This window comes from Humibacillus xanthopallidus (genome assembly GCF_006717145.1).
GTDB classification, from domain to species: Bacteria; Actinomycetota; Actinomycetes; order Actinomycetales; family Dermatophilaceae; genus Humibacillus; species Humibacillus xanthopallidus.
The window spans coordinates 287,271-305,091 of sequence record NZ_VFQF01000001.1 but is presented as its reverse complement, the minus strand read 5'-3'; the positions used below and the strand labels follow the sequence as shown (position 1 = coordinate 305,091).

The 17,821-nt window shown below is 71.2% G+C and carries 15 protein-coding genes; 4 read left to right on the top strand and 11 right to left on the bottom strand.

Annotation, left to right across the window (positions count from 1 at the left end; genetic code table 11):
• Positions 1 to 59: 59 nt before the first annotated feature.
• A complete protein-coding gene (locus tag FHX52_RS01370) occupies positions 60 to 1,598 on the top strand; it encodes an amidase family protein (protein WP_141819246.1) in 1,539 nt (512 codons plus the stop codon).
• Here the strand turns inward: FHX52_RS01370 and FHX52_RS01365 are convergent.
• The 3 genes from FHX52_RS01365 to rpsB form a co-directional block, all read right to left on the bottom strand.
• Positions 1,582 to 2,181, bottom strand: coding sequence for a putative antibiotic biosynthesis monooxygenase (locus FHX52_RS01365; protein WP_141819244.1), 600 nt, complete (start codon positions 2,179 to 2,181; stop codon positions 1,582 to 1,584). The two genes, FHX52_RS01370 and FHX52_RS01365, sit on opposite strands and share 17 nt — an antisense overlap.
• Before the next feature lie 179 nt (positions 2,182 to 2,360).
• Positions 2,361 to 3,188 carry a translation elongation factor Ts gene (gene tsf, locus FHX52_RS01360; RefSeq protein ID WP_141819242.1) on the bottom strand — a complete coding sequence of 276 codons (828 nt, stop codon included), beginning with the start codon at positions 3,186 to 3,188 and terminating at the stop codon, positions 2,361 to 2,363.
• Positions 3,189 to 3,249: 61 nt separating this feature from the next.
• Complete coding sequence (rpsB, locus tag FHX52_RS01355) at positions 3,250 to 4,224, bottom strand: 30S ribosomal protein S2 (RefSeq protein ID WP_141819240.1); 975 nt, start codon at positions 4,222 to 4,224, stop codon at positions 3,250 to 3,252.
• Positions 4,225 to 4,503: 279 nt separating this feature from the next.
• Between rpsB and FHX52_RS01350 the strand changes: the two genes are divergently transcribed.
• On the top strand, positions 4,504 to 6,432 hold the full coding sequence (locus FHX52_RS01350) for a DUF6541 family protein (RefSeq protein WP_141819238.1): 1,929 nt from the start codon (positions 4,504 to 4,506) through the stop codon (positions 6,430 to 6,432).
• Positions 6,433 to 6,445: 13 nt separating this feature from the next.
• Here FHX52_RS01350 and FHX52_RS01345 read toward each other — a convergent pair whose 3' ends face one another.
• The 3 genes from FHX52_RS01345 to FHX52_RS01335 all read right to left on the bottom strand — a co-directional run bounded on the left by FHX52_RS01345 (position 6,446) and on the right by FHX52_RS01335 (position 11,168).
• Positions 6,446 to 7,060 carry a hypothetical protein gene (locus FHX52_RS01345; RefSeq protein WP_141819236.1) on the bottom strand — a complete coding sequence of 205 codons (615 nt, stop codon included), beginning with the start codon at positions 7,058 to 7,060 and terminating at the stop codon, positions 6,446 to 6,448.
• 35 nt (positions 7,061 to 7,095) lie between these two features.
• Positions 7,096 to 10,857 (bottom strand): 5'-nucleotidase C-terminal domain-containing protein, encoded by a 3,762-nt coding sequence (locus FHX52_RS01340; protein WP_141819234.1) that lies wholly within the window; start codon positions 10,855 to 10,857, stop codon positions 7,096 to 7,098.
• Between the two features lie 128 nt (positions 10,858 to 10,985).
• Positions 10,986 to 11,168, bottom strand: coding sequence for a hypothetical protein (locus tag FHX52_RS01335; RefSeq protein WP_141819232.1), 183 nt, complete (start codon positions 11,166 to 11,168; stop codon positions 10,986 to 10,988).
• An 81-nt stretch (positions 11,169 to 11,249) separates the two neighbouring features.
• Here FHX52_RS01335 and FHX52_RS01330 point away from each other — a divergent pair, with 81 nt between their 5' ends.
• A complete protein-coding gene (locus tag FHX52_RS01330) occupies positions 11,250 to 12,410 on the top strand; it encodes a pyridoxal phosphate-dependent aminotransferase (RefSeq protein WP_141819230.1) in 1,161 nt (386 codons plus the stop codon).
• 97 nt (positions 12,411 to 12,507) lie between these two features.
• Positions 12,508 to 13,038, top strand: coding sequence for a murein hydrolase activator EnvC family protein (locus FHX52_RS01325; protein ID WP_141819228.1), 531 nt, complete (start codon positions 12,508 to 12,510; stop codon positions 13,036 to 13,038).
• An 81-nt stretch (positions 13,039 to 13,119) separates the two neighbouring features.
• On the opposite strand, the gene FHX52_RS01320 is transcribed toward FHX52_RS01325, so the two are convergent.
• The 5 genes from FHX52_RS01320 to FHX52_RS01300 all read right to left on the bottom strand — a co-directional run bounded on the left by FHX52_RS01320 (position 13,120) and on the right by FHX52_RS01300 (position 17,815).
• A complete protein-coding gene (locus FHX52_RS01320) occupies positions 13,120 to 14,049 on the bottom strand; it encodes a tyrosine recombinase XerC (protein ID WP_141821967.1) in 930 nt (309 codons plus the stop codon).
• Between the two features lie 196 nt (positions 14,050 to 14,245).
• The gene (gene dprA, locus FHX52_RS01315) at positions 14,246 to 15,352 is read right to left on the bottom strand and encodes a DNA-processing protein DprA (RefSeq protein WP_141819226.1); all 1,107 of its coding nucleotides are present in this window, start codon (positions 15,350 to 15,352) and stop codon (positions 14,246 to 14,248) included.
• Positions 15,349 to 16,908, bottom strand: a complete 1,560-nt coding sequence (locus FHX52_RS01310) for a YifB family Mg chelatase-like AAA ATPase (RefSeq protein WP_141819224.1) — start codon at positions 16,906 to 16,908, stop codon at positions 15,349 to 15,351. Before FHX52_RS01310 ends, dprA begins: the two co-directional genes overlap by 4 nt.
• Positions 16,908 to 17,381, bottom strand: a complete 474-nt coding sequence (locus tag FHX52_RS01305; protein WP_141819222.1) for a YraN family protein — start codon at positions 17,379 to 17,381, stop codon at positions 16,908 to 16,910. Before FHX52_RS01305 ends, FHX52_RS01310 begins: the two co-directional genes overlap by 1 nt.
• A 113-nt stretch (positions 17,382 to 17,494) precedes the next feature.
• Positions 17,495 to 17,815, bottom strand: coding sequence for a DUF2469 domain-containing protein (locus FHX52_RS01300; protein ID WP_026863782.1), 321 nt, complete (start codon positions 17,813 to 17,815; stop codon positions 17,495 to 17,497).
• Between the last annotated feature and the right edge of the window lie 6 nt (positions 17,816 to 17,821).

Genomic DNA, 17,821 nt, shown 5'->3' with positions numbered 1-17,821 from the left:
GACACGGGCAGACACCTCCGCAGCCTGCGGCGCACTCCCCAGCGCACTACAGTTCGACCGTGTCCGTGATCCTCGACGCCGCCCGATCCGTCATCGCGTCGAGGTGGGTCGCACGACGGGTCACGACGCCCGACCGGCTCCGCCCTCTCGACTTCGCTCCCTTCGAAGCGGCCCTGGCGACCATCTCCGGCACGGACGCCGAGCGTGTCAGCTCGTTGGTGGAGGGAGCCGACATTGCCTCTCTCGCAACGGCGCTCGACTCCGGTTCTCTCTCCGCACGTGACCTCCTGCTACACCACCTCGCCCGCGTCCGCGCCCTCGACGACCGGCTCCGCAGCATCCTCGAGCTCAACCCCCGTGCTCTGGACGAGGCGCGTAAGTCCGACGAACGACGCGCCGCGGGTGCCGCGCGGGGCCCGCTGGACGGCATACCGCTGACGGTGAAGGACAACATCGCGACGGCAGCGCCGATGCACACGACGGGTGGGACCTTCTCCCTCGCCGACCACGTGGCCGACGCCGACGCCGCCGTCGTCGCCGCCGTGCGCGCGGCCGGGGCGGTCGTCCTCGGCACGAACAACCTCTCCGAGCTGGCCGGCGCGGTGTCGACCACCCCCGGCGTCAGCGCCGTCGGTGGGCAGACCGTCAACCCCCACGGCCCCGACGTGACGCCCGGCGGCTCGAGCAGCGGCACCGCGGTCGCGGTCGCCGCCGGCCTCACCGTCGTCGGCATCGGCACCGAGACCTCCGGCTCGCTCCTCGCGCCGGCCTCCTTCAACGGTGTCGTCGCCATGAAGCCCACCCACGGGCTCGTGCCCGGCGCGGGCATCATGCCTCTCGTCGCCACGCAGGACGACGCAGGACCTGTGGCGCGCACCGTGGCCGATGCGGCCGCCCTGCTCGAGGCGATGACAGGCGGGGCGCTTCGCGTCGAGATCGTGGGCTCCGGACCGCTGCCGGGCTCGCGGGTCGGGGTCCTGCGGGCGGAGGTCCTGCGGCAGCGCAGCGCTCTCGAGGACACGACCGACAACGGCGCCCTGCTCGACCGTGCCGCCAGGGCGCTGGAGGCGCTCGGGGCCACCTGCGTCGAGGTGGAGGTGGCTGACGCCAAGACCGCGGGCGCGGTCGAGAAGGACCTCGTGGCCGTGGTCCTCGGCGGGCTCTCCCACGAGACGATGGCCGCCGTGGCTGCCGCTGGAGGACCGGCATCGGTAGTGGAGCTCCAGCGGCTGGGGCTCGCCGACCCGGAGCGCCGCATCCCCCGGGGGCAGTCGTTCGTCAGCCTCGCCGCCGTGCGGCGCACCACCGCCGAGGCGCACGCGGCGGCTGCCGCGGCCCTGGCCGAGCGCACACGGCAGCTGCTCGGCGAGGCGTTCGAGCACTCGGGCGCCGACGTGCTCCTGTCGCTGTCGAACGTGCACTCGGCCTTCTACGCCAGCGCCGGTCACCCTGCCGTGACCGTGCCTCTCGGGCTGCGCTCCAGCGGCATGCCGGTCGGTGCCACGCTCATCGGCCGCCGGGGCGCCGATGCCGAAGTGCTGCGGTGGGCGGGCGCCCTCGAGGCGGCAACCGGAGCGCGGGTCAGCCCGCGGCTCTGAGCCAGCGCGCGAAGAGCCGCGTGACGAAGGGCAGGAAGACGTACGTCATCCAGGGCGTCGCGATGAGCGTAGTGACAAGCACCCGGAGCAGCACCGGCCAGTCGCCGCTCACCGGCGACAACAGGTAGGTCAGCGCGAGGCTCGTCGGGAAGAAGGCGAGCCAGATGACCGTGGCCTGTTTCCACCGCGGCGGCGGCGCTCCGGTGGACCGGTCGGAATCGGCCGGCCCCTCGACGGAGCGCGTCTCCGGCTCGTCGAACCAGCCCTCGATGCCTGTGCGGTACTCGGTCCGGCGGTGCTCGACGAGGTCGGCTGCAGAGCGCAGCCAGCGCATCCGCTCCGTCGATCGCTCCCACGCGTCGAGGTTCGCGCGGGAGTCGAAGCGGTAGAGCATGTGCCAGTCCTGCTCACCCGAGCGGACCCAGCCAGCGCCGAGGAAGCCGTCGAAGCGCTCGGCCATCGACGTGCCTGCGTGCACCCAGGCCTGCATGAGCGGCTCGTCCTCGGGGCGCACCCGACGGGTGATCGAGACCGTCAGCGGGCCGTCGGTCGGCACTGCGGTGGTGCGGGTGTCGGTGGCCATGCGGCCCTCCTCGCGGTGGATGTGCCCGGGGTGGATGTGCTTGGGGTGATGGTGCTGGGGTGAATGTGCTGGGGTGAATGTGCCTGGGACGCAACGATGCCGGCCGCCCCAGGGGGGCGACCGGCATACGTCGTCGTGATGCGCGGGTTGGCGCTACGAAAGGTGCGTGAGGGGTGTCCTCACTGGCCGACGCGGAAGCGCGCGAAGGACTTTGCCGTGGCGCCGCCCTCCTCGAGCACCTTGGCGACGGTCTTCTTGGGCTCCTTGGCGAACGGCTGCTCGAGCAGGACGTTCTCCTTGAAGTAGCCGTTGACGCGACCCTCGACGATACGCGGGAGAGCAGCCTCGGGCTTGCCCTCCTCCTTGGCCGTGGCCTCGGCGACGCGACGCTCGTTCTCGACCGTCTCGGCGGGGACCTCGTCGCGGGTGAGGACGGTGGGGCTGAACGCCGCGATGTGCATCGCGACGTCGCGGCCCACGGCCTCGTCACCCTCGAGCGCCACGAGGACACCGATCTGCGCGGGCAGGTCGGGGCTCGTCTTGTGGAGGTAGGACACAACCGTGTCGCCCTCGAGGCGAGCCACGCGGCGCACCTCGATCTTCTCGCCGATGGTGGCGTTGGCCTCGTCGAGCAGCTCCTGGACGGTCTTGCCGTCGTCGAACGTGCTCTTGAGGAGCGAGTCGGCGTCGGTGGCCTTGGCAGCCACCGCCTGCGCCAGGACCTGGTCGGCGAGGGCGATGAACTTCTCGCCCTTGGCGACGAAGTCGGTCTCGCAGTTGACCTCGACGAGGGTGCCGACGCCGTCGCCGGCCTTGGCCGCCACGAGGCCGTTGGAGGCCGAGCGGCCCTCACGCTTCGTGACGCCCTTGAGGCCCTTGACGCGAAGGATCTCGACAGCCTTGGCGCGGTCGCCGTCGGCCTCGTCGAGCGCCTTCTTGACGTCCATCATGCCGGCGCCGGTCTGCTCGCGCAGTGCCTTGATGTCAGCGGCGGTGTAGTTCGCCATGCTCTGTATCGCTCTTTTCGTCCGTGTGTGTATGTCTCGAAAGGGGCTGGCCGCGGAGGGCTCAGGCCTGCTCGGCGACCTCGGCCTCGGCGGCAGGAGCCTCGGTAGCCTCGGCGGCCTCGGCAACGGGAGCCTCAGCGGGGGCATCGACGGCGATCTCGGCGGCGACCTCGGGGGCCGGCGTCTCGACGGGGGTCTCGACCGGCGCCTCGGCAGCGGCCTCGGCGGCGTCGATCTCCGCGGCACCAGCCGGAGCCTCGGTGGCAGCAGCGGCGTCGGCGTAGAGCTCGCGCTCCCACTCGGCCAGCGGCTCCTCGGCCTGGGCGTCGCCACCGGACTTGCCGGACGAGCGCTGCATGAGACCGTCGGCGACGGCGTCGGCGACGACCCGCGTCAGCAGCGTGACGGAGCGGATCGCGTCGTCGTTGCCGGGGATCTTGTAGTCGACCTCGTCGGGGTCGCAGTTCGTGTCGAGGATCGCGATGACGGGCAGGCCGAGCTTGCGCGCCTCGTCGACGGCGAGGTGCTCCTTCTTCGTGTCGACGATCCAGACGGCCGAGGGGACCTTGGCCATCGTGCGGATGCCGCCGAGGGTCTTCTCCAGCTTGTCCTTCTCGCGCTTGAGGATGAGCAGCTCCTTCTTCGTGTAGCCGGAGCCGGCCACGTCGTCGAAGTTGAGCTCCTCGAGCTCCTTGAGGCGCGTGAGGCGCTTGGAGATCGTCTGGAAGTTGGTGAGCATGCCACCGAGCCAGCGGTGGTTGACGTAGGGCATGCCGACGCGCGTCGCCTGCTCGGCGATGGGCTCCTGGGCCTGCTTCTTCGTGCCGACGAAGAGGATGGTGCCGCCGTGGGCGACGGTCTCCTTGACGAACTCGTAGGCGTTGTTGATGTACGTCAGCGACTGCTGGAGGTCGATGATGTAGATGCCGTTGCGCTCGGTCATGATGAAGCGCTTCATCTTGGGGTTCCAGCGACGGGTCTGGTGCCCGAAGTGGACGCCGCTCTCGAGGAGCTGGCGCATGGTGACGACGGCCATGCCGTGTCCTCCTGGTGTTGTGTGGTTGTCAGTTGTCTGCGTGCACGCGGCGGGACCGTCCGTGACGGACGGGCCCGACGGCATACGCCGCTCCTGGCGCCTCGACGCACCCCGCCCGCCCTCGCGAGAGGAGTGGGACTGCCGTGGTGCGACCCGGGTGTCGACCCGGTCGGAGACGCGCGAATTGCGGTCCGTGCGACGAGCACACGTGACCGCCCTCGATCCTACGACCTCGAGCAGGTTGTGGAGAAATCGAGCCGACCCACCAGAATGACCGGCATGACGCAATGGGTGGAGACGATCCCGGCGTTCGTCGTCCTCACCGTGGTGCTCTTCCTGCCCGGCTGGCTCGTCGTGCGCGCTCTGGGGTCCCGTGGGCTCGAGGCCCTCGCGGTCTCGCCGGCGGTCTCGGTGGGGCTCATCGCGGCCGCCGCGACGGTCGCCCAGCGGGTCGGCATCGGCTGGGGGCTCGCCACGCTGGCCGTCGTGACGCTGCTCGCCTTCGGCGCGGCGTGGGGCGTCGGCCTCCTCGTCGGCCGGCTCCCCGCGCGGTGGGCGGGCACCGCCGCGCCGACCGTGTCACCGAGCCGCCGGCTGCTGGGCCGGCCCCGCCCCGACGTCGTCGGAGCGATCGGCATCGGCATCTTCGTCGCGCTCGTGACGATCCTGCCGGCGATCGGGCGCCCCGACGAGCTCGTCGACAGCCCTGACGCCGTCTACCACCTCAGCCGGATCGCGCTCTACCTCGACACCGGCAACTTCTCGATCGCCAACCCGACCTTCTATCCCAACGGTTTCCACGCCTGGGTGGCGACGAGCCTGCTGCCCGGGGTCGCCGACGTGCTGCCGGGCACCAACGTCGCGACCGTCGTGCTCGCCGCCGTCGTGTGGCCGGTCGGGTGCGTCGCCCTCGTGCGGCACGCGCTCGGCACCTCCCGACTCGTCACGTATGCCGGAGGGCTGGCCTCCGCCGCCTTCGTGTCGTTCCCGACGATCCTCCTCGGCTGGGGCGTCCTCTGGCCGAACCTCATGGCAACGGCCCTCACGCCCGGAGCGCTGGCCCTCATGCTCCAGGCGGCGCGCTCTCGTCGGGTCGGGCAGTGGCTCGGCTTCGCCGCTGCGCTGCCGGGGCTCGCCCTCATCCAGCCCAACGCGCTGGTCGCCCTCGTCGTCTTCGCCCTCGTGTGGTTCGGCTCTGCACGGATGCGCGCGGGGCTGCTGGGTCACCTCGGCTGGGGGAAGGTCGCCCGCGACCTCGCGATCGTGGCCGCGGCCGTCGCGGTCGGCCTGTTCATCGCCCCGGTCGTGTCGGCGCGCCTCGCCTCGACGCAGTCCTACCAGTGGACGGACCGGGTGACGACCTGGACCGCCCTCGTCGAGGTCGTCGGCGGGCGGCTGCAGATCCCCGACATCCTCTGGGGTCTGCTCGCGCTCATCGTCCTCGGCATCGGGTGGATCGTCATGCGCGCCCGGGCTGCGCTGCCCGTCGTCGCGATGTGGGTGGCCTGCGTCGTGCTCTATGTCATGGCAGCGTCCTCGACGGCGTCGTGGACGGCTCTCATCACCGGGTACTGGTACAACGACAAGGTCCGACTCGCCTCTCTCGCAGCGGTGCCCGGCGTCGTGCTCGTCGCGGCATCCGCTCCCGCCCTGCGGGCGCTGCTCTCGAAGCTGCCCCCGCTGCGCACCCGACCCACCGTGGCGGCAGCCCTGGCGCTCGCGGTGCTTCCGCTGTCGACCGTCGTGCTCGACGCCCGAACCCGCAGCGACTTCCTCTCGAGCTTCTTCCGGCCCGACGCGCCGCACAAGGTCATCCTCTCCTTCGAGGCTCAGGACTCCCTGCGCGAGATGGCGCGCCTGATCCCCGACGGTGAGGGCGTCGTCGGCCGACCGGAGAACGGCACCCCCCTGATGTTCGCGCTCTTCGGAACGAACACGCTCTACCGGTCGATCCCCATCCCGACGACCGGCGACGAGATCGTCATCGGCACCGGCTTCAACGACCTCGTGAATCGACCCGACGTCTGCGCAGCCCTCGCCCGTCACAACGTGCGCTGGGCCATCGACTCCCCCCACACCTACTGGCTCGACCGGCCCGAGCGGTCGTCGGGGCTCGCCGACCTCGCCAAGGTCGAAGGGCTCGAGAAGGTGACGACCATCGGCGACTACACCCTCTACAAGATCACCGGCTGCGGACTCGGCGGCTGACGAGGGGCTCGGCTCACCTCGAAGACGTGGCGGCCGGCGGGACGCGACCGTGCTCACGCTGTCGGTGCCGGCGCACCCACCCGACTGCAGCGAGCAGCATCACCGCGACGACGGCATACGGCCACCACACGGTGGGCGCCCGCTCGCGAGTGGCAGGGTCCGCGACGTCAGGCCGGATGGCGCTCAGCGCTCGGGCCGTCGAGCCCGGCGAGAGCGCAACCGGCTCGGCCCGGTCGTCCCGGGCCGCCGACGGCGACGCGGCCAGCACTGTGAGCTCACTCTCGGCAAGGACCGCACCACCGGCCGTCTGGGCCTCGACATGCCACGTCCCGGGCGCGGCTGTCGTCGGCACGGTGACAGCCGTCTCGAAGTGCCCTTGGGGCGGGTCCTCGAGCCGAGCGAGCGTCACCTCCCCCTGATCGCCCTGCCCCACCGCCACCAGCACGAGCCGGATGCTGTTCGTCGTGGGCAGGTCGCCGCGCACCCCCACCACTCCGCCGGGCGTCGTGACGGCCGGTTGGAGCACCAGCGCGTCCTCGTCGCCGTGGGCGCCGACGGCAGGGCACCCGGCGACGGCCACGCCAAGCGCGACGACGACGGCGCCCAGGGGACGCAGCAGCCGCTTCACGGTCTGGCCCCGACCCGATCCTTCTCTCGCATCTTCTAGGGGACGACCACGGGGCAGGCGGGGGTGCCGGAGGTAGTGCACGAACTGCGCCCGATGATGGTCGGGCTGAGCGGCGTCTTCTGCGTGACGTAGTCCGCGACGACCTGGTCCATGATGTTCTGCGTCGTCACCCGCGGGGCGAAGATCGGGTAGCCGTCGCCACCGGTCGACATGAAGTCGTTCTCCGCGATCCGGTACGTGCTGCTCGCCGTGAGGTCGACCGGGGCGCCGCTGCACTGGCCGTCCGTGCCCTGCCGAACCGCCCCCGTCACCCGAGAACCGGCAGGCTGGGAGATGTCGTAGGTGAAGCAGAGACCCGACACCTGCGGGTAGCGACCGTCCACCGCCGGCATCCGTGACACGCCGTTCTCGAGCATCGTCTTCAGCTCGGCGCCGTTCACCGTCAGCGTCACGACGATGTTGCCGAAGGGCAGCACGGTGAGCACCTGACCGCGGCTGATCGGGAAGGGCGGCGGCGTGTATGCGGGACAGAAGTCCGACGGGTTGTCGGTCGTCGGGCACGTGAGCGCGTCACGCAGCCCGCCCGAGTTCGTGATGGCGAACTCGACCCCGATCGATGAGTAGGTGTCGCGCATCGCGTCGGAGACCACGTTGCCGACGAGAGACTCGCAGGTGCGCCCCGCGCCGTTTCCGCACGCATCCGTGCGTGGGATGAACCTCGTCGCAGACCCGATGACCGTCGAGAGAATCGGGGTCAGCTGCGCGTTCAGGTCGTTGATCCGCGCCTGGATCGTCGGATCCGGTGTGACGCCGACGTTCCACGGCTTGTGGAAGTCGGCCGTCTCGTAGACCGCGGACTTCGTCGACGGGTCGATGACGATCCGGACCCGCGTGAACCTGATGCCCTTGCTCCGGTTCTCCGTGACGAGCACCCCGTTGCCTCGGGTGCTGACCACCTGGAAGTCCGTGTGGTCGCCGATGACGACATCGACGTTCTTGACGTTGTCGGCGAGGTCCAGCAGCGGTCCGGTCGGGTTGGTCAGCGTGCCGTTGGTCGCGCCGAGGTGCCCCACCGCGACGATCGTCTTGACGCCGGTCGCCTTGAGACGCGCCGCTTCGGCGTTGACCGCTGCGAGGGAGTCCGCGACGTGGAACGGCGGGAACGCCGTCGGCGAGACGAGGGTCGGTGCGTCGTCGTTGGTGAAGCCGACGACCCCGATCTTGACGCCGGCGAAGGAGAAGACCTGCGACAGCTTCCACTCGGGGGGCGTCTTGCCGTTGGCGTCGACGACGTTGGCCGACAGGAAGGGGTACTTCGCCAAGGGGATCAGCGTGCCCCGCAGGTAGGCGGACCCCTTGTCGAAGTTGTGGTTCCCCAGTCCGTCGGACGTGAAGCCCATGTCGTTCATCGTCTCGATCGTCGGGGTGTCGCCGAAGAAGGCGCTGATCGGCGGCGTGGCACCGACGGAGTCACCGCCCGCGACGAGGAGCGAGCCGTCAGCGGCCTCGCCGGTGCTGCGGTACCAGTCGAACCACGTCTTGAGGTACGCGGCGCCACCGATGGTGAACGACGGCGTCGACGGAGCAGTGTTGTCAGGCGCCTCGGCCAGCGGGATCAGCTGGCCGTGGAAGTCGCTGACGTCGAGGATGGTCGCGACCTTGAGGTTCGGCGACGTCGTCAGGTCCACCCGGATCCTGCCCCGCGCGTTCTGCGGGCCGGGGATGCGCAGCAGGAAGGCGAGCGTCGGGGCGACGTCGATCGCACGCATGCCCGTGACCGGCGACTGCTTGCGGATGCCCGGACCGGAGGCCACGAACGTCGCGTGCATGTTGATGTTGTGCGCAAGGTCGACGAGGTCGGGCAGGTAGCCGTGCTGGCCGAAGAAGTTCGAGTACGCGATGGTCTGGCCCGGGGTGGCTGCGTCGAACTGGTAGGGAGGGGCGAGCACGACGACGACGTCGCCGCTCCTGCTCGGGTGCAGGGAGTCGCTGCCGTCGACGTTTCGCAGCTCCTCCTTCTTCATGATCTTGAGCACGACCGGGTCACCCGGGTTGGCCGGGTCGGTGAGGTTCTGGAAGGCACTGATGACCTGTGTGCGGACCTGCTCGTACGTCGTGCCGGGTGGCAGGGTGGAGTTGACGTAGATCTGTGCCGTACCGCCGGCCCAACAGGCCTTGGCGAGGTTGACGGCGGGCGGCGCCGTACGCACGGCCGCCCTGCAGTTCGAGGGCTGCTCGGGCGACTGGAGCCCGGCGTCGGAGAGCACCTTGGCGGCATTCACGGCATACCACTGGGGTGCGAAGCCGTGGTCGGAACCGGCGATGGTCGTGGGCGTCCCACCCATGAGGGAGCGCGTGAGCGCGAGCTTGGCGTCAGCCTCGTGGTAGGCGCTACGGATGTATGCCTCGCGCTGGGCGATGCGCCCGTCGGGGCTGCCGTTGTAGTCGGCGTCGTCGTAGACCGGGTTGGGCTTGCCGTTCGGACCGGTGGGGGTGACGAGAGCCATGAACTGGTGGCTGAACTCGTCGGTGACGGGATAGCCGACGAGGGCGAGGTCGGTGTCAGGTTGGAGCGTGCCGAGGACGTACTGGAGCACCGCGTCGCCGTAGGCCCTCTCGAGGTCACGACCCTGCTGCACGTACGTGTCCTCGTCGATGATCCGCGCCTCGAGCGGGGCGAAGTCGGCATCGACGGCCGTTGGCAGGTTGTCGGCGATGTACTTCTCCAGGCGGTCCTCTCCAGGTCCACCGGCGGTGAGTGCGTTGCACGCGTCGGTCGAGCACGTCGCGATGACCCGCTGGACGGACGTGAAGTACAGCTTGAAGCTGGACAGGTCCGGAGCCAGCGTCATGAGCTTGGTGTAGAAGCCCGCAGACTGTCCGGCGCGAGCGCCGATAAGGCCGTCCGCACCGCGCAGCTTGACGTCCTTGAAGTCGCCGACGCCGAGCTGCGCGGCCGGGCTGGCTGCGTTCTTGGCGGCAAGTGCCGGCACGAGCACCGCGCGGTCGTACGCCGAGACGCCGTCGACGACCGAGTCGTAGACGTAGATGTCGTAGAGGCGGGTGGGGTTCTGCGCGGCGAAGGTCGTCGCCACCGTCAGCTGAGTCTCCTGCGGCGGCGCGGCCGGGTCGCCGGCAGGCACGTTGGCCCAGCCGCTTGCGGGGGCGAAGCCCGCCACCTGGTAGCTGATGCCGAACGATGCCGCACCGGCCTGCTCTGTCGCGTTGAGCGGATAGGAGAGGACACCGCGTGTGGAGTAGAAGTTGGCGAAATCGACTGTGGGACCTGCGATTGCGGCATTGGCGCCCCCCACCCACTCGATCTGGGCGACCTTCTTGCCGCCCCGCTCGGCGGCTGCCGCGATCGTGTCGGCCTGGAGGGTCCCGGCAGCCGAGAAGCTCGTCCTGTTGTTGAACGCCTCGCCGGGGCGGTAGTACGTGTTGTTCGTCGAGCCGTGCTCGGACGGGTAGGTGCCGGTGGCCATCGTGTACCAGCCGACGCCGGTGTTCGGCGGGAAGGCCTGCACCATGCCGTTGTCGCCGCGCACTCCGCTCGCCATCATCGACGAGTACGTCGGCATCGCTCCCTGCCCGGCGTACTTCTGCATGAGATCGGGTCGCATGCCGTCGGACGCGAAGAGCACCGCGCGGTCGGCCTTGGCCGGTGCCGGACTGGCAGCAGGAGCCGCCGACGCGGCAGAGGCGACCTCGGCGGGGGCGGCGAGCGCCCCGGCGGAGCCGAAGAGCAGGGCTGCCGCGGTCAGGACGGTGAGGATGCGGGCACGAGATGCGAACACAGCTGCCTCCCACAGGCGGTGTCCACCCGGCAGGGGGGTCAACCGAGCGTGACCTGAAAACGCTAGTACCGCGTTGTGCGGCCCCGGAGCAGAATGCCGATAACTCAGGTGGCAGAGGACGCGTCACATCACCCGCCCGGTGTCCGGCCCATCGCGGTGGACGCCTCTGCACGTGCCTCCTGGGCCGTGGCAGGCCCCGCGGTGTCTTTGACCGTCCCGCGCCGCCTCCGCAGGAAGGTCACCCACCCGGCCACCACCGTCAGCATGATCAGCGACGTGGCCCAGTTCGTGAACAGCACGACCACGATCACGCTAGCGAGAACGACCAGCGGTGCGCGGGCCTGCGACGTCGACCGCCTCTGCGCGAGACGTGGCTGGGTAGGTTGGTCGGCATGAGCTCGCCGCTGGTCACGCGTATGCAGCCGTTCGGCACGACGATCTTCGCGGAGATGTCGGCCCTCGCCACGTCGACCGGGGCCATCAACCTCGGTCAGGGGTTCCCCGACACCGACGGGCCGCGCGAGATGCTCGAGGCGGCCAAGGCGGCGATCGACGGCGGCCGCAACCAGTACCCACCCGGCCCTGGCGTGCCCGAGCTGCTCGCGGCGATCGCCGCGCACCAGGAGCGCTTCTACGGCGTCTCGCTCGACCCCGCGACGCAGGTGCTCGTCACGGTCGGGGCGACGGAAGCCATCGCCGCGGTCGTGCTCGCGTTGTGCGAGCCCGGTGACGAGGTCGTCACCTTCGAGCCCTACTACGACTCGTATGCCGCGACGATCGCGCTCGCGGGCGCCACGCGCCGCACCTCGGTGCTGCGCTTCCCCGACTTCGCCGTCGACGAGGACTCGCTGCGGGCGGCCTTCTCCTCCCGCACCCGGCTCGTCCTGCTCAACACACCCCACAACCCGACGGGCAAGGTCTTCACGCGGGCCGAGCTCGAGCTGATCGCCGGGCTCGCGCGGGAGCACGACGCCTGGGTCGTGACCGACGAGGTCTACGAGCACCTCGTCTTCGACGGCGCCGAGCACGTGCCCGTCGCGACCCTGCCCAGCATGGCCGAGCGCACCATCACGATCAGCTCCGCGGGCAAGACGTTCTCGGCCACGGGTTGGAAGGTCGGCTGGCTGACGGGTCCCGCCGAGGCGGTCGCCGCGGCACGCACCGTCAAGCAGTTCCTCACCTACGTCGCGTCGGGGCCGTTCCAGCCGGCCGTGGCGCTCGCGCTCGGACTCGGCGACGAGGTGTATGCCGGTCTGCGCGACTCGCTGCAGGCGAAGCGCGACCTCCTGTGCTCGGCGCTCGAGGAGTGCGGGCTGCGGGTGTCACGCCCGTCGGGCACGTACTTCGTCATCGCCGACGCGGCGCCGCTCGGGGCCGCCGACGGCCTGGAGTTCGCCCGTCGTCTCCCGGCTGTTGCGGGCGTCGTGGGGGTGCCGGTCTCGGTGTTCCACGACGACGCCGATGCCGCGCGCACGCTCATCCGCTTCGCCTTCTGCAAGCGCGACGACGTCCTGCTCGAGGCCAGTCGGCGGCTGGCTGCGGCTGCGACCTGACGCGCGGCTGTCCACACCTCCAAGAGCGTCGAGGTCGTCGTCCACAGATGGGACTCGGCCGACCGTGTCGGGTCGTGGCTGGGCTGACGATGGCCACATGTCGCTGTTGTCTGCCGTCATGGCCCTCGCCCTCGCAGTCAGTGCGGGGGCCAGTGCAGTTGCCGAGCCGACGATCGAAAGTCGTTCTGCCACAAGGGCGTCGGCGCCTCAGCAGCAGATTCGCTGGTCGTGGCCGCTGCAGCCGACGCCTGAGGTGGCACGACGCTTCGACCCGCCCGACCAGCCGTGGCTGCCCGGCCACCGCGGCGTCGACCTCGTGGGCGCGGTCGGGCAGGCGGTCCACTCCCCCACGGACGGCACAGTGACGTATGCCGGCCGGCTCGCCGGGCGCGGCGTCGTGGTCGTGACGCACGCGGGAGGTCTGCGCAGCACCTTCGAGCCCGTCTCGTCGACGGTGGGCGTGGGGACCGCTGTGGCGCAGGGCGACCCGGTCGGGGCGATCTCTGCGGAGGCTGGGCACTGCGCACCTGTGACCTGCCTGCACTGGGGCGTGCTGCGGGGCCGCACCTACCTCGACCCGCTCGCCTTCGTCGGGCGGGCACGCATCGTCCTGCTGCCGCTGGGCTGACGCTCCGGTCGCCCGAGTGGCCGGATGGCGGAGTGCCCGAGTGGCCCGAGATCGCGCCCAACCGCGCGCCCGCGCCCGCGCTCAGGCTCGCGGGTGCGCCTGCTCGTAGCTCGTCCGGAGCCGTTCGACCGAGACGTGGGTGTAGAGCTGCGTCGTCGCGAGGCTCGCGTGGCCGAGCAGCTCCTGCACCATCCGAAGGTCGGCGCCGCCTTCGAGCAGGTGCGTCGCAGCGCTGTGACGGAGGCCGTGCGGTCCGAGGTCGGGGGCGTCCGGCAGGTGCGAGAGCATCTCGTGGACGGTCGAACGCACCTGCCGGGCATCCACGCGCCTGCCGCGCCTGCCGAGGAACAGCGCGGGGCCTGACGTGGGGGTCACGAGCGCGGCTCGAACGGAGAGCCAGGCGAGCAGGCCACGGCGGGCGGGCTCCCCGAAGGGGACGACTCGCTCCTTGGACCCCTTGCCCATGACGCGGACGACCCGTTGGTCGAGGTCGAGGTCGTCGACGTCGAGCGCCGCGAGCTCGCCGACGCGGATGCCACTGGCATAGAGCAGCTCGAGCATGGCCCGGTCGCGCACGTGGATCGGGTCGGCGTCGTCGGCCCGCACCGCCGCCACGTCGAGCAGCTGGCCCGCCTCGGTCTGCTTGAGCACGTCGGGCAGGGCCGAGTGACGTCGCGGCGCGACGAGCCGCAACGAGGGATCCGTGGGGATGCGACCGGTGTGCGCGGCCCAGCCGAGGAACGTCCGCGCCGACGCTGCCCGTCGGGCGATGGTCGAGCGCGCTGCTCCGGCATCAGCCTGCTCGCCCAGCCAGGCGCGCAGGTCGGCGATGCGCAGCTCGTCGAGCTCGAGGATGCCGCGGCCGGCCGCGAAGGTCAGCAGGTTGCGCACGTCACCGAGGTAGGCGCGGCGCGTGTGAGGTGACCGACCGCGTTCGGCACCGAGGTGCCGTCCGTACGCGTGCAGCAGCTCGGAGTGCCGCTCGAGCACACCCTCCGGCTCCTGCACCACATCTGTCACTCCCGCACCATGACAAACCTTCCCGCATAGGGCAACCCCCACGCCCCAGAAGTCGAGTGCCCACCTCCCGACACCCCAGACACAGTCGAGTACTCACTTCCCGACAGCCGCCTCTAGCGGGAGCATGCGAAGGATGAGCGCGGCAGCCGAGACCGGCCCGTCGAGAAGTGCGCACTCGACCTTGCGGTCAGTCGGCGCGCTGGACGCGTGCGGCGCGCTTGCGCCACCGCCCCTCGGACTCGACCACGAGGCCGGCCCGCTCGAGTCGCCCGAGTGCCGACCTGACCCCGAGCGGTGACTGGGCCGTCGCGACGACGAGCCGGTCGAGATCTGTGCCGACGCGGAAGGGCACCGCCTCGAGCACCGCCGCGTCGAGGAGCGACAGCCCGTCCTCGGGCAGGACGGGCCCGTGGAGCGGCTCGCAGGCATCGGCGCCGATCTCTCCGACGAGGTCGATGATCTCCGCAACCGAGGTGACGAGGACCGCGCGCCCGTCGCGGATCTCCTGGTGGCACCCCGCCGAGGCCATCGACGTGCTCGGACCGGGCACCGCTCCGACCGGACGCCCGGCGTCCGTCGCGTGCCCGACGGTGTTGCGCGAGCCCGACCTGAGGTCGGCCTCGACGACCACGGTGCCGCGGGTCATGCCGGCGATGAGCCGGTTGCGCGAGAGGAAGCGCGACCGCATGGGGGCGGAGCCGGGTGCCACCTCGGACACGACGAGCCCCTGCGCGGCGATGCGGTTGATGAGCGCAGAGTGGGCGACCGGATAGGGCCGCTCCACGCCGCCGGCGAGCACCGCGACCGTGGGGCCGTCGACGGCGAGGGCCCCGCGGTGGGCGCTGCCGTCGATGCCGAAGGCGGCGCCGGAGACGACGGCCCAGCCCCGGGTGGCCAGCCCGGCAGCGAGGTCGGCGGCGATCTGCTCGCCGTAGGAGGTGGCCGTGCGTGACCCGACGACCGCGACCGAGCGCTCGACGGTCTCGCCGAGATGGAGGGGCCCGCGCACCCACAGGCACCACGGCGGCACCGCGATGCCGTTCAGCGACTGCGGCCACTCCTCGTCGGAGGGCACGACCACCCGAGCACCCACGGTGCCGGCGATGGCCAGGTCGCGCTCGGTGTCGAGCGTGGCCACCCGCGCGGCGAAGCGCGAGAGCTTGCCCGCGCCCTCGTGGATGCGGTGCACCGTCTCCACGGCACCGACGGACTCCACGAGGGCGTGCACCTCCTTGTCGCAGGGCTCCGCCAGCCGGGACAGCGCCACCCGCGCCCACCGGTCGTCGCCCCTCACGCCGCCACCCCCTGCCGGTGGCGCAGCGAGAGGGCGAGGTCGACCTGCTCGCGCTCGGGGCGTTCGAGCCTCACGAGGTCGGCGACGGTCCACGCGACTCGAAGCGACCGGTCGTAGCCTCTCAGGCTGAGCGACCCCCTCTCGAGGGCGCGGTCGAGTGTCGCCGTGGCGTCGGGGGGCAACCGCCAGGGCGCGGCCCGCAGCACGGAGCCGGGCACGTCAGCGTTGACGGGGCTACGGGCGTCGAGCACCGGGCCCCAGCGCTTGGCCTGCGCCATCCGTGCCCCGGTGACACGCGCCGCCACCGCCGCGCTCGACTCCCCCGGCGACCGGCCGGCGAGCGACAGCCCCGGCGGCTGCACATGGACCTGGAGGTCGACACGGTCGAGCAAGGGACCGCTCAACCGCCCGAAGTAGGCGCGACGCATCATCGGCGTGCACGTGCAGTCGAGGCCCTTGCCCCAGCCGTGGCCGCACGGGCAGGGGTTGGCCGCCATGACGAGCTGGAAGCGGGCCGGCAGGGTCACCGTCTCCAGGGCCCGGGCGATCGTCACGGACCCGGTCTCGAGGGGCGTGCGCAGCGACTGCAATACCGCCTTCGAGAACTCCGGAGCCTCGTCCATGAACATCACCCCGCGGTGCGCCTGCGTGATCGCCCCGGGCCGGATGTGCCCGCTGCCCCCACCTACGATGGCTGCCTGCGACGCTCCGTGGTGCGGCGCGACGAACGGGGGTCGGGTGATGAGCTGACCGCCGCCCATCGATGACCCGAGCGCACCGAGCACCGAGTGGATGGCCGTCACCTCCATCGACTCCTCGTTGTCGAGGCCGGGCAGGATGCCCGGCAGTCGCTCGGCGAGCATCGTCTTGCCGGCCCCGGGTGGCCCCGCGAGCATGAGGTGGTGCCCGCCTGCGGCCGCGATCTCGAGGGCGAGCTTCGCATCCGCCTGGCCGACGACCTCGGAGAGGTCCTTGGCCGCTCCCACTGCCGGCGGTGGGCCCGGAGGCACGCTCACCTCCTCCACGGCTCGGCCGCGCCGGAGCGCGTCATAGCGACGGATGAGCTCGGCGACCTCGGAGACCGGATGCACCCTGACCCCCCGGACGAGCCTCGCCTCGGCCGCGTTCGCGACCGGCACGACGACGTGCCGAACGCCGGTGAGGCTGGCGGCGCGCACGAGCGGCAGCACGCCCGGCACCGAGCGGACCGTGCCGTCGAGGCCGATCTCGCCGATGTGGACGACGTCGGCGACGACGCGGTCCTCGACCACGCCCATCGCAGCGGCCACGGCGATGAGGATGGCGAGGTCGAAGCCGGTCCCGATCTTGCGCTCCCCTGCCGGTGAGAGGTTGACGGTGACTCGCCGCTGGCTGACCGGCAGCCCCTCGATCAGTGCGGACACGGCCTTGATGCGGTCGGAGGACTGCTTGACGGCCGAGTCGCCCAGCCCGCTGATCGCGAAGCCCGGCAGGCCCGGCGCCACGTGTGCCTCGACGTCGACGACGAAGCCGTTGACCCCGCGCAGGGCGACGGACCGCGTGTGCCCGAAGCCCATCAGCACACTCCCCTCAGGTGCTCGAGCCGCGCCGGCCGACCCGGCAGGCACAGGATCGAGATGACGTCGATGCGCAGCGGACCCGCGCACTTCTCCGGATGCTCGTCCCGCCAGAGCCCCCCGAGCTGGCGCAGCCGGCGCTGCTTGCGCCACGTCACGGCCTCGTAGGGCGCGCCGAAGCCCTCGCCGCTGCGCGTCTTCACCTCGCAGATGACCAGGTCGGCGCCCTCTCTCGCGACGATGTCGAGCTCCCCGCGCACGCACCGCCAGTTGCGGTCGAGGATCTCCACACCCTGCTCGAGGAGGTAGCGCGCAGCCAGCCGCTCGCCGTAGTCACCGAGGGCGCGCGTGGCGGGCGGCGACGAGCGCGCGCCCTTTCTCCTCCCAGGGCTCGACCGTGAGCGAGAGCCCGAGCCGGAGCACGAGTCGGAGAGGGGTGCGCCACCGGGGAGAACGGGGGTCGTGAGGTCCATGCGTCCCACCATCGGTGCCCCACGCGTGACGGCGCGAGACCCACCTTACGGCTGTGGACGGCATACCCCTGCGGCGACGGCCGCGGGGGGAGGTGTGGACAACAGACGGGCCGTCAGGAGAAGTCGCCGGACTCCGGGAGCTTGATGTCGGGCTTGGGCAGCTCCTCGACGTTGACGTCCTTGAACGTCACGACCCTCACGTTCTTGACGAAGCGCGCCGGGCGGTAGATGTCCCACACCCAGGCGTCGGCCATCGTCACGTCGAAGAAGACCTCGCCGCCGTCGGTGCGCACCTTCACGTCGACGGAGTTGGCGAGGTAGAAGCGCCGCTCGGTCTCGACGACGTGGGTGAAGAGGCCGACGACGTCGCGATACTCCTTGTAGAGCTGCAGCTCCATCTCGGTCTCGTACTTCTCGAGGTCTTCCGAACTCACCGCTGG

Coding starts and splice junctions, on each gene's coding strand:
- FHX52_RS01365 (WP_141819244.1), bottom strand. CDS start 2,181: ATGGCCACCGACACCCGCACCACCGCAGTGCCGACCGACGGCCCGCTG.
- tsf (WP_141819242.1), bottom strand. CDS start 3,188: ATGGCGAACTACACCGCCGCTGACATCAAGGCACTGCGCGAGCAGACC.
- rpsB (WP_141819240.1), bottom strand. CDS start 4,224: ATGGCCGTCGTCACCATGCGCCAGCTCCTCGAGAGCGGCGTCCACTTC.
- FHX52_RS01350 (WP_141819238.1), top strand. CDS start 4,504: ATGACGCAATGGGTGGAGACGATCCCGGCGTTCGTCGTCCTCACCGTG.
- FHX52_RS01330 (WP_141819230.1), top strand. CDS start 11,250: ATGAGCTCGCCGCTGGTCACGCGTATGCAGCCGTTCGGCACGACGATC.
- FHX52_RS01325 (WP_141819228.1), top strand. CDS start 12,508: ATGTCGCTGTTGTCTGCCGTCATGGCCCTCGCCCTCGCAGTCAGTGCG.
- FHX52_RS01310 (WP_141819224.1), bottom strand. CDS start 16,908: ATGGGCTTCGGGCACACGCGGTCCGTCGCCCTGCGCGGGGTCAACGGC.
- FHX52_RS01305 (WP_141819222.1), bottom strand. CDS start 17,381: ATGGACCTCACGACCCCCGTTCTCCCCGGTGGCGCACCCCTCTCCGAC.